This is a genomic window from Candidatus Manganitrophus morganii (assembly GCA_021651055.1).
Classification (GTDB): domain Bacteria; phylum Nitrospirota; class Nitrospiria; order SBBL01; family Manganitrophaceae; genus Manganitrophus; species Manganitrophus morganii.
Window position 1 is genome coordinate 3000526 of the sequence record JAJHOH010000001.1, and the last position, 15411, is coordinate 3015936.

The 15411-nt window shown below is 54.9% G+C and carries 9 protein-coding genes and 1 riboswitch; of the genes, 3 read left to right on the forward strand and 6 right to left on the reverse strand.

The window, feature by feature from the left end:
* Nucleotides 1–89: 89 nt before the first annotated feature.
* The 6 genes from MCM46_13875 to MCM46_13900 all read right to left on the reverse strand — a co-directional run bounded on the left by MCM46_13875 (nt 90) and on the right by MCM46_13900 (nt 11632).
* A complete protein-coding gene (locus MCM46_13875) occupies nt 90–3899 on the reverse strand; it encodes a VCBS repeat-containing protein (GenBank protein ID MCG3112901.1) in 3810 nt (1269 codons plus the stop codon).
* Between the two features lie 18 nt (nt 3900–3917).
* On the reverse strand, nt 3918–5345 hold the full coding sequence (locus tag MCM46_13880) for a hypothetical protein (protein ID MCG3112902.1): 1428 nt from the start codon (nt 5343–5345) through the stop codon (nt 3918–3920).
* Nucleotides 5335–8853, reverse strand: coding sequence for a tetratricopeptide repeat protein (locus tag MCM46_13885; protein ID MCG3112903.1), 3519 nt, complete (start codon nt 8851–8853; stop codon nt 5335–5337). The genes MCM46_13880 and MCM46_13885 overlap by 11 nt, the downstream gene beginning before the upstream one ends.
* Nucleotides 8854–8958: 105 nt before the next feature.
* A complete protein-coding gene (locus tag MCM46_13890; GenBank protein ID MCG3112904.1) occupies nt 8959–9825 on the reverse strand; it encodes a hypothetical protein in 867 nt (288 codons plus the stop codon).
* 105 nt (nt 9826–9930) lie between these two features.
* Nucleotides 9931–10542, reverse strand: a complete 612-nt coding sequence (locus MCM46_13895) for a hypothetical protein (protein MCG3112905.1) — start codon at nt 10540–10542, stop codon at nt 9931–9933.
* Between the two features lie 109 nt (nt 10543–10651).
* Nucleotides 10652–10736: riboswitch (cyclic di-GMP riboswitch) on the reverse strand.
* Nucleotides 10737–10900: 164 nt separating this feature from the next.
* On the reverse strand, nt 10901–11632 hold the full coding sequence (locus MCM46_13900) for a hypothetical protein (GenBank protein ID MCG3112906.1): 732 nt from the start codon (nt 11630–11632) through the stop codon (nt 10901–10903).
* Between the two features lie 539 nt (nt 11633–12171).
* Here MCM46_13900 and trpE point away from each other — a divergent pair.
* The 3 genes from trpE (at nt 12172) to trpD (ending at nt 15402) form a co-directional block, all read left to right on the forward strand.
* Nucleotides 12172–13650, forward strand: coding sequence for an anthranilate synthase component I (gene trpE, locus MCM46_13905; GenBank protein ID MCG3112907.1), 1479 nt, complete (start codon nt 12172–12174; stop codon nt 13648–13650).
* An 89-nt stretch (nt 13651–13739) separates the two neighbouring features.
* Nucleotides 13740–14321 (forward strand): aminodeoxychorismate/anthranilate synthase component II, encoded by a 582-nt coding sequence (locus MCM46_13910; protein MCG3112908.1) that lies wholly within the window; start codon nt 13740–13742, stop codon nt 14319–14321.
* A gap of 70 nt (nt 14322–14391) precedes the next feature.
* Nucleotides 14392–15402 (forward strand): anthranilate phosphoribosyltransferase, encoded by a 1011-nt coding sequence (gene trpD, locus MCM46_13915; protein ID MCG3112909.1) that lies wholly within the window; start codon nt 14392–14394, stop codon nt 15400–15402.
* Nucleotides 15403–15411: the final 9 nt, after the last annotated feature.

Consider the following 15411-nt stretch of genomic DNA (forward strand, 5'->3'; position numbering starts at 1 on the left):
AGTGATTCGTTAATCATAAAGATAGAGGGAATAAAGAAGGTTGTTCTTTCTCTTGGTTTTTCACGTTTAACGTATAGCGTTTTTTTCAGTTAGGGATCAAGTTTAAGGATATGCTCGCTATTCGCGCCGAGGTGAAGTTGGTATCTCCCGTCCGCCCCGGACATCGCCTTTGCGGGCGTTCCGAGGGAGCTGATTTCGATTCCCTCCACCGAAATTCCGGCTAATTCTCCCGCCGTCGGGTTGATGACCTGACCGTCCACCATGACGGTCGTCGGCTGGGTTGGATTCATATTTAAATGGGTGTAGGAGAGACCCCCTGAATAGGCGGTCACCAACGCGTTTCCTCCCCCCCCTTCCGCTACGCTTAGATTCGTTAATCCGGCCGGGACATTGAAGAAGATGAATCGGCCGCTTTCTTCTAGGGTGGCCGTGGCCCCTACGATCTGACCATTGGAATCGGGATACGCGGCCACGCCGACCTGTTCACCTGCCCCATTCCTCGCCTCAATCCGAACGCCTGCCTGGGGACGGTCAGACCCACGGAATAATCGAAGCGCTCCGCTGCTTGCTTCAGAGAGGATCAAATCCTCCTTCCCATCAGCGTCGGCGTCGGCCAGGGCGAGATCAGAGACGGGGGACGAAAGAACGCTTTTGGACGATCCGAACGATCCATTTCCATTGCCGATCAGGAAGCGGGCCTCCCCTGTCGATCCCGTCCCTCCTAGGATCAGGTCCACCCGGCTGTCGCGGTTGATATCTGTAAAGAACATCCGGGTCGGGATAAAATCAGCCGGTAGCTCAAACGACGGGAGAAAGGCGATATTTGTTGTCGGCGTATCCTGCACCTGCGCCGGCGGCAGACCGAGGAAAAAGGCCCCTCCCGTTTTGTGGAGGAGAAGAAAATCGGGGATATTATCCAAATCGAGGAAAGCGGTTTTAATGGCGATCACATCGGCTGGGGAGACACCGGCTGGAAGTGTAAGCGTGATCGGCGGCGCATTCGGAGATCCCGCATTGTCGAACGTGAAATCACAGAGTCCGCGGGCCGCGTCGGAAATCAAAATGTCGATCACGGCCAATCCGACTTGCCGGACGGCGATCGCGGTTGGATCATTCCCGCAGCTGCCGGAGGGATCTGCTACACCGGTTGCTGCTTCAAACCGGACAAAAGAACCGTCCGTTTGGTTGATCAAGCGGAGAAGGGGCCGCTGCCCGCTGAGCGCGAAGACCAGGTCGGGGGAGCTGTCTCCATTTAACTCTGCGACGGTCATTGCTTTGGGACTACCTGAATCAAAGAGGAGGGTCGGATTCTCCCTTCCTTCCTCAAATCCAATGGTTCGGTTTCCAGTCCCAGGGAAGAAGATCAGCGTGTTGTCTCCAAAAACAATTATATCGGTTTGTCCATCCCGGTTGAAGTCTCCAATCTCAACGGATTGCACGGAAGCCAGGTCTTGAAGAGGGGGAGGAGGATCTCCTGGAGTTTCAGGACGACTCCTGTATTTTAATTGAGAGGACAACGGAGATTCAAAGCCGTCTTGGCCTTTTCCGAAGAGAAGGGTCGCCCTTCCCTGACTGGATACCGACAAGAGGTCAATATGTGTGTCTTGATCAAAAAAACCGAAGTGAAGTTCCTTTGCGGGAGTCTCTAATGAATCAATGGATGATGATTCCGATTCATCGAATCCAGGCACAAGCACCTGCCCCGCTAATATTCCCCCTTGTAAAGGAAGGGCAAGGCCGGCTTGTTGTGCCAGTGTGTCGGCTTGACCAGCCGAAATTGTCCAGAGAGGAGAGGAAGGGGAGATGCGACTTTTTGCCGACGTTTCGACCTGATAATTATAAGAGGGGAGGTATCCTTCTTTCTCGACGCGGACGATGAAGCGGCTGTTGCTATCGAGAGGGAGATCAAACCGGCCGGATGCGTCACTGGTGAAACGTTTCTGTGTCCCAAGAACCGAGAGCTGTACATCCGAGACCGCATTATTTACTCTTTCGGCTTCAGAGAGAGTTTGCACCTGTCCCCTGAAGGAACTCTCCCGAGGCAACGCCTTGTTGACGTCTATTGAGACGATGGTCACGCCGTCCGGGTAAGCGGTGACGAGAAAGGTGCCTGAGTCTTCGGGGGAGGTCACGCGGATTTGAAACAGACTGGAAGCATCCGAAGAGAAGGGAAGATCACAGATGATAAACTGGCCCTGGTTATCGAAAGAGACGACCCGACCGGCCTCTTCCCCGTTCTCTTTGAAAACTTTCAGGGTGATCCCCTCTGCTGCACGCCCCCTTCGGGATGGATCGATCAGGCCGAGGTCCCGAGCCGTCCCGATCAAAGCGCCTTGGCCGGAAGGAGGACAGAGTTGGGACATCCGTGCCGCCTCCACCAAGATCAGATCGCGCTTTCCACCCGCCGGGCCGGTTGAAAGGGGTTGGTATGTTGGAACGAAAGTGAGTCCCTGCGCCCTAACAGTGTAGTTGCTGTTTGCCATCAGGGGGGAGATCGCACCCGGTGTGCCAGAAGGGGTAGGTGAAATTGTGAATTCCCCCTCGCCATCGGAACTGGTACTCCCGTCCAATCCAACGATCTGCAGCGTTGCTCCCGCGACTGCAGCGCCTCCTCCCTCCGGTTTCACTTCCCCATCGATAGGGACTGTAAACGAGGTCGATCCTACAGGCCGTGGTGTGATCGCGATCGTCTGGAGGAAAACCTCGCCCGGCCGGCAGTAGGCGACCGCCCGTCCCGTGGAGAAGATATCGTTATTTTGCGGATCGGAAGCGATTGCGGATGCATTGAGAAAGATCTCCCCGCCCGGGTTCTGGGCGCAATCTGGAAAAAATACGAAGGCGGAGGCATTGGTCGTCTTACCGAGATTCGCGGGGTTCCCCGTTGAATCGAAGTAGAAAACCGTCCCGAGGGAGGCGGGATCGGCGCCGGTCGGCGTGATCACGACATCCGCCTGTCCGGGCGTGACCCGTCCGATAATTACACCGGTCGTCGGCCGGAGTTCCACGCCGAGGCGCTGCGCCCAGTCTTGGATGTTCCCTTCCGAGTAGAGGAGCATGTTATCGTCTGTAAGAGGATCGAATGCCTGCTGCCGATTGAGAACATCCCCCATGGCCGTATTGAAACGGTGCGTCGTCTCCCGGAAGCCGGGAGCCGAGAGTCGGACGAGGTATTCGCCGTTGGTCGGCAGGCCCTGGTCGAGGGAAATCAGGAAGAGCCCGGCGCCATTGGCTTCTTCTACCTGCTCCCTTCCAAAAAAAGCGGCCAAGGCGCCGGGGACACCGGCTCCGGTAAGATCGTCGATCGCCACCCCCAACAAGCCGACCCGTTCTGGAAGCACAGGGAGAGCGTCGATTCGGCCGAGGGAAACGGCCCCGGCGAAAGAGGTGATCCGGCCGTTGCCCCGCCCGCCTCGAACGACCTGAAAGAAGGTCTCCCCCGGTGGGACATTGAACACCGTAAAGGTTCCCTCCAAGGAGGTCCCTTGATCGATGGTCAGATCGGGAATCCGTCCCAGGCTGTTGTAGAAGAGATTCCGGCTTGTTCCGGTGGCATGCCCGATGATGTTTCCCTCGGCGTCGGTCACCTGAATGGCCGCTTCGCGCGCCGGTCCCTGCGACCCCTGAACCACCCCGCCGATCAATCCGTTTCGATTTAACTGGCTGGTCGCGGCGGAGTTCATCAGGGTCATGATATCCGCTTCCGTAATGATTCGGAGGAACTGGTCTGGGTTTGGCGCAACAATGTCGCTCGAGCCGGTCTTGAACTGAGCGAGAAAGGTCGTGCTGAAGGGGGCATCCCTCCGCTCTCCTGCATCGATACAGCAGTCGGGGAAAGGGTCCGCCGAACAGGCGGAGAGGAGAAGGAAGAGAAGAAAAATTTTCTTTAGTAAATATTGCATCTGTTGCCTCGTTGCTTGTTAAAAACTGTAAGTCAATTCCAGATAGACCCGGTCATTGTTTTTAAAAAATCCGACGAAATTGAATTCGCCCGGCAGCGGGCCGCCGATCTCTCCATGGAAGATGTCGGCCCCCACGGCGATTTTGAAAGCGTCGTTCAATTGATAAGTCGCCTTGGGACGGATCAAGAGCTCCCGGTCATTCACAAAATAGATCGTCAGCATCTCCAAAAGCAAGCGGCCGTAGAAAAGCTCTTTACGGATGAACAGGCCCCAGACGGTATCGATCCGGTCCTGAATGATTTCGGATTGGTATCCCAAAATATATTGCTGTTGAACCTGCAGGGAGAGGTCCGCCCCGAAGACGCGCCAATCGACGCTCAATGCATATTTCCAATAATCCCGTTGAATCTCTCCAAGGGTCAATGTCAAGGCGTCCGGATTGTCCGAATCGGGATCCGGGTTGAAGCGGCCGAATCGGGTTCCGAACATCTTTCCATGGACAAAGGCGGCCTCGCCGTTGAAGACCAGCGATTCAATCCCCTTTGAGAAGGTGGTTCCTACAATACGAAGCCGGGTATGTCTCGGATTAAAGGCCACCTCCGGAGAAACCCCGAATTCTCCCAGACCGAAGACGGTCCGAAAGGCCGACGGGAAATCATCCCAGGTATAGAAGTAGCTCAGCGAAGTATCCCATCCCCCGATCTGACGCATTACTTTGATCGCCCATTCGCTGTTCTTCAAGTTCTGAGAGGGTGTCTCAAGCCCTTCCAGTACCTGGAATTGTTCCCATTCACTTCCGACCGAGGCCGGTTTGTGAAACTCAAGATCGGGAATCCAGAGAATCTCCACCGTGTTCGGATCGAAATAGAAATCGGCCTTGATCATCCAGAGGGGGATATATCGATCTTGAATCTCTCTCAAGATAAACTCCTGGAAATCGAGCGGGTTGACCTCATCGGTGACCCGCGCCCCCTCCACAACCCCCCATCGGACGATCTGTTTTCCGATCCGCAGATCGAGCCTCGGGAAAAAAAGATCAAGATAAAACTCCCGCAGCTCGGTCTCCTTCTGCTCGACCTCAATCTTCCGGAGGTTTCCAATCCGGAGGGCTTTAATCTCCTCGGCGGTAAGATCCTCACTCAGAATGGTCCGCGGATTCTTCCTCGGGACGACATTATCGACCTCCTGGAAATCGTACACCGCATCGTAATAGCTTCGGACCAATGCAGTCAACTGCACCGATGAGGAGGGGATATAACGCGCCTCCAGACGGGCCAGGTTATATATTTTGGTAAAGGAGGCCGGGTTGACATAGCGGTAGGCGGTCTCGTTTTTAAGCTGGCCATGGAATGTGAAGGTCTCTTGGGCGAAGGTATTTGCGATCATCATGTTTTGGGTCACTAAAAAAATAAAAATGAAAAAGAGGAGAGCGAAACTAAAACGCAACGTTCACCCCCAACGTCAGCGTTCTTTTTTCATAATCTCCCAAGGCGGTGCTTCTTCCCAGCAGGATATCCTCTTGGCTCACAAATGCCGGGCCGAGGTTCGACCGATTCTCCTGCCATCGATAATCGATGAAGAGATTTGTGCTCTCGCTCCAGGTATAAAGAAGCCCCACGCTGTAGGAGAGGAGGGTGTTCTGTCGGAGTCGGCCTTCCGGGTCCAGGGCGTCGGGATGGAGAAAGTCTTGTAAGAAAACAGCTGCCGATCCCCGGAATTGAAGATCGGGGCGAAGCCATCTTCGGTATCCGATTTGAAGGCGATGGCCTTGGTAACTATTTTCGAGAGAGCCCGGGCTCTGTCGGTCGTTAAAGGTATAGGAGAGGTCGGCTTCATCCTGCCAGCCGAAAGCCTGGGTTGCCGACAAAGTCCCCCGATGTTCTTGAGCATCGAGCCTGGCGTTGTGGCGAAAATAGAAGTCGCTGAATCCATATTCGAGAGAGAGAATAGTGGGAATTGTTCCAAAGCGGCTCATGGAGGCGGTTCCCTGTGAAAGGAGAAGCCCCACACCGCCGTTTTTGGCGAAGCTGGCTTGGAAGCGTCCGGTCATTCCGTAGGAGAAGGAGGTGCTTGGCCGATGTTGGAATCCCACGGAGAGGCCATGATTGCTGAAGTAGATTGAACTGCGGTAGTAAAAGGTCGTATCCTGCTGATAGGAAAAAGGAATTTGAAATTGTGGGGACCGGACCAAATAATAAGCCAGATTCACCGAAAGACTGGTAAAGGTCTCATCCTGCGGCGGAGGGAAGAGATCCTGGGGCGGCGGGCCGAGGTTAAAGTTGCTATCTAGCCCGGCGGCATATCCGACATTTCCGAAAAAGCGCCTCTCAAGCCTCAGGACGTTTGCCTCGATCTCCTTGACCTCCATCGGGTGTGGATCAGGCGCCACCTCCAGAAGCGATTTGTAGAAGGTTAGGGCTTTATCGTTCTCCTCTTGCCATTCATAAAGGTAGCCAAGGCGGGCGTAAGGAGGGAGGTAGCGGCGATCGATCTCGATCGCCGCCTTATACGCCGCGACCGGTTCTTTCAAAAGGCGCGGCTCCTTCTTCACCCGCTCCGCATTTTCCCGATTCAGTCCCCCTTCGCCGAAATTGAGATGCTCATAAAGGAGGCCGAGGTTGTAATGATAACGCGCCTCGTCGGGGCGAAGGGCGACAGCTTGCTTAAAGTCCCAGAGCGCCAGTTGAAGCCGCGCCGGGTCGGGTCTTTCGACATCGGCAGCCGGCTGGGCCGTCCCGCTCTTGGAAGCGATTTCGGAGAGGCTGTTTAAAACCGCAAGCCCCCGCTTCTCATGGCGCTCGGCCTCTCTCAGCCGTTTGAGATTTTCGGTAACGGCGGCAAGCCGGGCCGACGCTTCTTTGTATTCCGGCGCGTCGCCTCGCTCTTTCTGTAGCAGGAGGCGTCGATAGGTCTGGGCGGCGGCCGGCAGCATCCCTCTCGTTTCTTCGATGAAACCGAGCCGAAGAAGGGCGCCCAAATGGAGCGGATCGGCGTCGAGAATCTTCATGAAAACGCCGGTCGCCTCGGGCAACTTACCCTCTATCGCATAAACGATCCCGAGGGAGTAGAGGATCGAGAGGTTGTCTTTCTCTTCGTTAGACGCGGCTTCGAAAAGAGAGATCGCATTTTCGTTCTCCCCCTTGGCGAGGGCCTCTTGTGCTTGATTAAAGAGGGCGCGCGTTTTCGCGCGGGCTTCTTCCATTTTCTGTTGAGTGGCTCCCTTTTCTTTTTGGATTTCCTCGCGCGAGGTTCCGATCGACGTTAAGCCTGGATCAGAGAGGCTGAGAAGCCGATCGAGGGCATCGAGCGCTTTTGCGTGACGTCCTTCTTGAGCGTAAAGCCGGGAGAGCGCCCGCCAAGCCGGATAGAGGCCGGGGTGGAGTTCGACGGCCGCTTCAAAGGCGGCGATCGTTTTTTCTCTTTCCCCCTTTTTCTCGTAAACCTCTCCGAGAGCATGGTGAATCAGAGGACTTCCCGGCGAGAGGCGCGATGCCTGCTCCAGCGAAATCTGGGCTTCGTCCAGCTCTCCGCTCGCTTTCTTCTGGAGCCCGTCCCGATAAGGTGGGGCCGCCTCAATGGGGGCCTTGAGCATCTCAAATTCCGTTTGGAGGAGTCCGGCCTGGGCTTCCAGGTAGAAGAGGCCTTCCTGGCCATTTGGGGAAAGGGAAAGGGTCTTGATGTAGGCGGCCAAAGAATCCTTGAAGGCGCGCTCTGCGCGGAGGGCTTTTCCAAGGAGGAGATGGAGAGTGCGGGAGTCCGGCTCCAGAAGGAGGGCCTCATTCACCGCTTGAACGACCAGATCGGGCCGATTGGTCTTGTCGTAGAACCGCGCCAGATTGTGATGGACGACCGGAAGCCCGGGATCGATCGCCGCAGCCGCCTGAAAGTATTGAAGGGCCTCCCCCCATTTTCCTTCTTGTGTCAGAAATTCCCCCCTTTGGGTCAGTTCCTGGATTTCTTTCCGGTCCAGCAGGAGAAAAAGTGCCTCCTTAGCGGATCGAATTTCCGGGAGGGTCTCGTCGTGATTTAAGAGAAGGAGGGCTTCATACTCTTTGATCGCTTCATCGGTTTTTCCGATCTGGTCGTAGAGTTTCGCCAGGGAGAGATGGGGCTGAAGGGCGGTGGAATCGATCTGAATCGCTTCCCGATAGACCTCTTCCGCCTTGGTTGGATTTCCAAGTTGAGAAGCCAGGCTCCCCATAAAGAGTCGAATCGAGAGGCTCTTTGGAAGAAGTTCAGCCGCTTTCTGATAAAGAGCCCAGGCCTCCTTGGCATTCCCCTCATTGAGCCGGGCTTCCGCTTGAGCGACCCACGTCTGAACCTGCCTTGCGATCTCCGGGGTGTCCCCCAGCTCTTTCAGGTGCTGTTCGGCCTCACGCGCTTCCAAGGATGCCGCCGGGCCGTGCTCAATGACTTTCTGATAAGCCGCGACGGCTTCATCCATCTTCCTTTGTCTCTCCAAGATTTGGCCGAGGTGGAGCCAGGCGGAGATATGCGCGGGAGATAACGTAACCGTTTTTCTGAAAAGCTCCTCAGCCTGTTCGATCTTTCCCTGATTTCTGTAAACGAGACCGAGGCCGAAATATCCTCCAGGGTAGGTCGATGCCTTTTGGATCACCGCCTCGAAAGCTGTTTTTGCTTCTTCCAATCGGTTTGATTGAACATAGACCAGTCCAAGGTATTCGTGGGGAAGAACCAACGTGGGATCTTCTCGAAGGATCTCCAAAAATTCCGTTTCGGCCTCATTTATTTTTCCTTGTTGAAACAAGGCGACCCCTTTGTCGAATCGTTTCTTTAGTTCGGGGGAAGCGGCCAGTGCGCTTGAATGATTGATCAGATAGAAAAAAAGAAGAAAAGCAGAGCAGAGAATCGAAAGGAATCCTCTGTAGGAGGGTAAGAATTTTTCGGGTCCGAACCGGAAAGAGCGGGAAGATAGTAAAAAATTAATTTGCATTCAAAAAAAAGAGTCTCTTTGTTTCATAATCACCTGCCGTCCATAGCAACCTCTCCAAGAGGATCTTCTCCTGGGGGATGGTCCCCCCAGGAGAAGAGGTGTTTGTTAGAAAAATACCGGGAACTCGTCGGGGTTGGTTGGTGAAATGTTCAACCCCGGTGTCTGGAAGGCTCTCTCCGTCGGGAAATTGCTCCCGGTGAACGGAGACGTGCCCGGAGCCGGGAAGGCATTCCAGGACTGGGCATACGGGAAATCCACCGTTACATCCAATGCAAACGGTGTGGCTGTAGGGATTCCACTGTCGCCGGTTTGCGTTAGTTGCATCCCTGCGACCATGTTGACCGGACCGTCAAAGGCAAATTGGTCCGGATCGGCCGACGCGGTGAATGTCGGAGCGACATCGGTCTCAGTGAACGTGATTGTGAGACCGGCCGCATTGTTGATGTTTTGAACGACCTGCTGATCGATCGACGCGGTCATGGTATCCGGGTCGAGGGTAAAGGTGATATGTCCCGCCGCATGGAACGGATCGGTTGCGGCGGTTCCCAAACCCAGGTCGATGTTTGAGGTGATAAGACCGGTGAGAGTATTGGTTTCCCCCGCTACCCCGCCAAAATCAGGCGCGGTTTGCGGGTCTGAACCTCCTTCAGTGCCGCAGAGAAGTCCGCAGCCGAAATCGGCATCGGCCCAAACGATTTTGTTGGGATTTCCGGTAAAAGAACCGGGCATCCCAACTGCCTTGACGTAGTTGTCCAAGGTACAGTCCATCACTCCAGCCGTCCGGGCTCCGCAGGTAGGGGCCGTGACCGATTGCATCACTGTCCCGAGCTGTGCCGATGTAATGGCAAAGCCGAACTGCGTCGACCCGAGCGTGGTGCTGGTGGTGTTGGTCTGGATGTTCTGACCAAATGCCACTCCGGCCAGGAGGAAAACCCCCAGCGTCCCGAGCGTCATAAGTTGTCTGATTCTCATACACCCTCCTTATTGATGTTCCTTTAGGTGTTGCTTTTGCTGCCTCATTTCCCGGCAGCCCTCTCCGATCCATGATGGACCGGAGAAGCCGTATGAACTCTCCGACTACTGGTGCAAATTCGTTCCGCTGAATCCGTTTACGCTGTCGAATTGAACCGTTCCCTGTGTGACGACGCCGTCGATTTCTTGGGTGAATGTTCCGGTCGCGCTTCCGATGAGGTTGCCGTCCGGGTCGGTTAATGAATTGATTGAGAAAAGAATTGAAAACTGTTGGCCTCCGATTTCCGAGGTACCGGGCGTTGGCCCGACGGTTTGGCTGATCCGGGAGGTAAAGGTATTGCTCCGGCCGTTGGGCATCGGAAGGGAAGACATTTCGTTTTCGGCCGAAAGGGTCATGTTGCTTTCTGTGAGATCGAACGGGGTCGAATGAAAAAGCGGGGTCCCGCTGTCGCCTGCAGGAATCCCGACGCCGAATTGATTGTTTGGAGGGAGCGCGTTTGCAATAATACTTGGAAGTTCGGCAGCCCTGGGATCTCCTTGAAATAGAGGGGTCGAGGTGTCAGGAAAAACGGTGCTTGGATCATGATTCGGGATGGAAGCGCAGGCGGCGCAGCCGAGAACCGGATTATTGAGAAGGTTGGTGTTGGTCGAAGTAATGGTAAAAGTGGCCGTGTTTTGGGCCGCGACTTCCCAGGGGGAAAACAAAAGGCCCATCATCCAAAATCCTGCGAAAAGGACGATCAATGCCTGCCGGGATAACCACCTGAATAGACCGCTTCGTCTCATAAAATTACCGCAGATAAAAAAAGCCGCCATAGAAATTCCCTTTGGCGGCTCGACAGGCATGGCTTTTCAGCTTTAGCCTCGTTGCTCTGCGTCCCTCCCTTTCGAGAGGTTTGCTCTGAGCAAAGGATGAATCGTCGTTGCGTCGATGGAAGCAATTACGAGTGTGTTACCCGATCAGGTGCTGATTCGCTTTGCAACCCACCGTCTTCGTGGTTACGATTCCCGTTGGAAATCTCCCTGGTACTCGATCCGCCCATTCGATTATATAATGATGGGCTATTTAAAATCATCAAAAATAAAAATGAATTCCGATCATTCCTTCCACGCCGTCCAATTCGAGCGGCAGGTGTCTCACATCGGATCGGATTTCACATGTTGGAACCCCTCCCCGTTGGACCTCTCCATATGTAACGACCTCTCCCTCTTGGGGGCGGGGCTGAAGATCAGGCTCGCCGGGTTGGCATCCCGTCTGTGACTCCAATGGAGGATCGGCCGAGAATCCCGAGGGGAAGAATCGCCTGATTTTCAGCCTGGAAATCTTCCCTACTATATAGCTGGTTCGGAATGAAATTGCAATCCAATTTTTCAAAAAATAGGTGCCGCCGAATCCCCATCGGCTTGTGAATCCCCACCCCTCCGCTTCCAGTGAGCTGGCCACCGGGAAGGGCTCGGCAGCGGGGTCGGTCACCCGCAACAACGTATCGATCGTCATCTGGCCGTATGCAAGACCGATCAAGCCGATATCGAGATAAACCCGGCTCTTTTCCTCCACGATCGGGATATGATAACGCCAACCTAACCAGAGATTCGTGATCGAGACGTTATATCGGCTCGTCCGCGGCACCTGATCAAACGTGGTCGCCGTTGCCGTTGTGATCTGCGGAGCGATGTCGTTCCCTGTCGTCTCCCCGTCCCAAATGTTCAGGGTTGCCACAAAGGCGTGCCGGCGATTGACCTCCCGCATCAGCTCAAGGCCAAAAGCCCGGTCGGCCTCGAAAGAGGGAACCTCCAGGTTCCTCACCGCCGGAGTGAATTCCTCATTCGGCTGAAGTTGGTGATTCGGATCTTGAAGAATCGCCGAGCTGCGCTCATTTAAAATTCTGTTTAGCGTTCTCAGCGACGGCTTATAAACCCCTCCGAGGATCCCGACTTCCCATCTTCCTTCTTCTTCGGCAGCGAAGCTTTTTCCGGTTCCGGTCAGGAGAAGAAGTAAAACGATTCCATATTTTAGGATCTGAAACGTAATCGATTAACTTTCTTAAGTGTTAATGAAGCAACGGGCCGACCTCTCCCGTTCCGGATTTGGTTTCTCCGTTTCTGACGGTTCTACGAGATGATCGAACGCGAACCAAATTTTTTGTTTACCTGAACTTCGAGAGGGCATTACCAGACTACGAAAATATCTGTAATTATCTTCTTTGTCAAGAAATTTATGCTGCTCTCCGAGTGTCTTATCCGAATGATTTTATTCATCGTGAAGAGGCGCAAAGATTGGCCAGAATTCGTTGACTTTTTTATGATCTCTATGGTAGCCTGGAACACCCGTTTTATGGAAGTCTCATGGTGACCCCATCGTTTGATCTTTTCTGCCAGAAGTCCAAAGAAGGTAACCTCATCCCGGTTTACCGAGAGATCCTGGCCGACACAGAAACACCCGTTTCCGCCTTCTTAAAGATTGCGACGTCGGAGTACGCCTATCTTCTGGAAAGCGTCGAAGGGGGAGAGAAATGGGGGAGATACTCCTTCCTTGGGGTCGATCCCGCGACCCTTATTCAAGCCAATGGCGATCGGATGGAAGTGATCCGGGATGGAAAGACGACGCAGATCGCCGCCGATGGAAATCCGCTTCTTGTGTTGGAAAAGCTTCTCTCCGAGTATAAGCCGGTGGAGGTGGAGGGGCTCCCCCGCTTTTTCGGCGGGGCGGTCGGCTATATCGGTTACGATATGGTCCGTTTTTTCGAGCCGGTCGAATTTAAAACGGCCGACCGGCCGAATCCGGACCTCTTTTTCCTCCTTACCGATACCCTTCTCATCTTCGATAACGTCAAACATCGAATCAAGGTCGTCTCCAACGCATTGATCGAGGACGGAAATCTGAAGGAGACCTATCAGAAGGCGGTCGAGAAAATTGATGCGCTGATTGCGCGCCTTCGACGACCGTTGAACCAGGATACGGCGTCCCCATCGAAGGGGAGAAAGGCGACCGCCCCGAAATCGAATTTTACACGGGAGGAGTTCAAGAAAGCGGTCCTCGCCGCCAAGGAGTACATCAAGGCGGGTGATATCTTCCAGGTGCAGATCTCGCAGCGCTTCTCAACGCCGATTTCCAGCGATCCCTTTATGGTTTACCGCGCGCTGCGGAGCATCAACCCTTCGCCCTATATGTTTTTTCTGAAATTCGGTCAGCTTCACCTGGTCGGGACCTCTCCGGAGGTGCTGGTTCGATTAGAGGGGAGACAGGCCGAGACCCGCCCGATCGCCGGGACCCGCCCTCGGGGAAGGTCTCCCCAGGAAGATCAGGCGATGGAGAAGGAGCTTTTGGCCGATCCAAAAGAGCGGGCGGAGCATGTGATGCTGATCGACCTCGGCCGGAATGATCTCGGCCGGGTCTGCGATCATGGCACGGTGAAGGTTGACGAAATGATGGTGATCGAGCGGTATTCTCACGTCATGCATATCGTCTCCAACGTCATCGGACAATTGGCCGACGGGAAAGATGCCTTCGATCTTCTCCAAGCCTGCTTCCCCGCCGGCACTGTGACCGGCGCGCCGAAGATCCGGGCGATGGAGATTATCGACGAGCTCGAACCGGAAGGGCGGGGGCTCTACGCCGGGGCGGTCGGCTACTTCAGCTTTCAGGGAAACATGGATACCTGCATTACGATTCGAACGATTATTATCAACGGCAATCAGGCGACCGTTCAGGCGGCCGCCGGGATCGTGGCCGACTCCGACCCCGACCGGGAGTATGAGGAGACGGTCAACAAAGCCAAAGCGATGCTGACCGCCATCGAGATGGCGGAGCAGGGACTCGAGTGAACAACGTTAAACGTGAATCGTTAAACGTTAGTTAAATGTGTGGCTCGAAACCTTATATACGATTAACGAATCACTAATAACGAATAACGATGCTTTTGATTCTAGACAATTACGATTCATTCACCTACAACCTGGTCCAGTACCTGGGCGAGCTCGGGGCGGAGATGTCGGTCCATCGGAACGACCGGATCACGCTCCAAGAGATTGAAAAAATGCAGCCGTCGAAGATCGTCATCTCCCCCGGCCCTTGCACGCCGAAAGAGGCGGGGATCTCGGTCGATCTGATCCGAAAGTTCGGCTCGCAGATTCCGATCCTCGGCGTCTGCCTCGGCCATCAGGCGATCGGCGAGGCGTTCGGGGGTGAGATCATCCGCGCCCCGCGGTTGATGCATGGAAAGACCTCCATGATCGAGCATGACGGCCGGGGCGTTTACCGCGGCCTTCCGAATCCGTTCGAAGCGACACGTTATCACTCCCTCATCATCCGCCGGGAGAGCATGCCGAGGGTCCTGGAGATCACCGCCTGGACCGAGGAGGGGGAGATCATGGGGGTTCGGCATAAAACGTTTCCGATTGAAGGGGTCCAATTCCACCCGGAATCGATTCTCACCAAGGCCGGGAAGGATCTATTGAAGAATTTCTTAGCGTATGAAAACGTTATCGTTAGGTGAATCGTTATTCGTAAGAGGATTTACGTTTAACGTTTAACAAATGACGATGAACGTTTATTGGGGTGAAAGAATGATTAAAGAAGCGATTGCCAAAGTGGTCGAAAGGATTGACCTGAAAGAGGAAGAAGCGGAGCAGGTCATGCGGGAGATCATGGAAGGAAAGGCGACGCCGGCGCAGATTGCCTCCTACATCACCGCCCTGCGGATGAAGGGGGAGTCGGTCGCCGAGATCACCGGATCGGCCAAGGTGATGCGGGAGAAAGCGGTTCGCGTCCGGGTCAGCGATCCGATGGTGGTCGATACCTGCGGAACCGGCGGAGATCGGCTTCACACGTTCAACATCTCGACGACCGTCGCCGTCGTCGTGGCCGGCTGCGGGGTCACCGTCGCCAAACATGGCAATCGATCGGTCTCCAGCTCCTGCGGAAGCGCCGACGTCTTAAAGACGCTGGGAATTCAAATCGATCTTCCCCCCGAGCGGGTCGAGGCATGCATCAATGATATCGGCATCGGCTTTCTTTTCGCCCCGCTCTTTCACGGCGCCATGAAACATGCCGTCGCCCCCCGGCAGGAGACCGGCATCCGGACCATCTTTAATATCTTAGGACCGCTGACCAATCCGGCCGGGGCGACCGTCCAGGTCCTCGGGGTCTTCTCCTCCATCTATACCGAGCTGATGGCGCAGGTGCTCCTCAATCTCGGCTCGCGCCACTGCTTCGTCGTCCACGGCGCCGACGGCCTCGATGAGATCACCATCACCGGCAAGAGCCGGATCTCCGAGGGAAAAGGGGGCCGCGTTCTGACCTATCCGCTGGAGCCGAAAGACTTTCAACTTCCGGGTGGAAGTCTCAAAGATTTGGCCGGAGGCAACGCCGACGTCAATGCGGCGATCCTCCTCGACATCTTGAAAGGTGAACAGGGACCGAAGCGGGATGTGGTTTTGATGAATGCCGCCCCGGCGCTCGTCGCCGTCGGAAAGGCAAAAACACTCCAGGAGGGGGTCCATCTGGCGGAGGAATCGATCGACTCCGGAAGGGCGATGGGCAAGCTGGAAGCCTTGAAGGAGATGACCAATAAGTAAGGAGTAAAT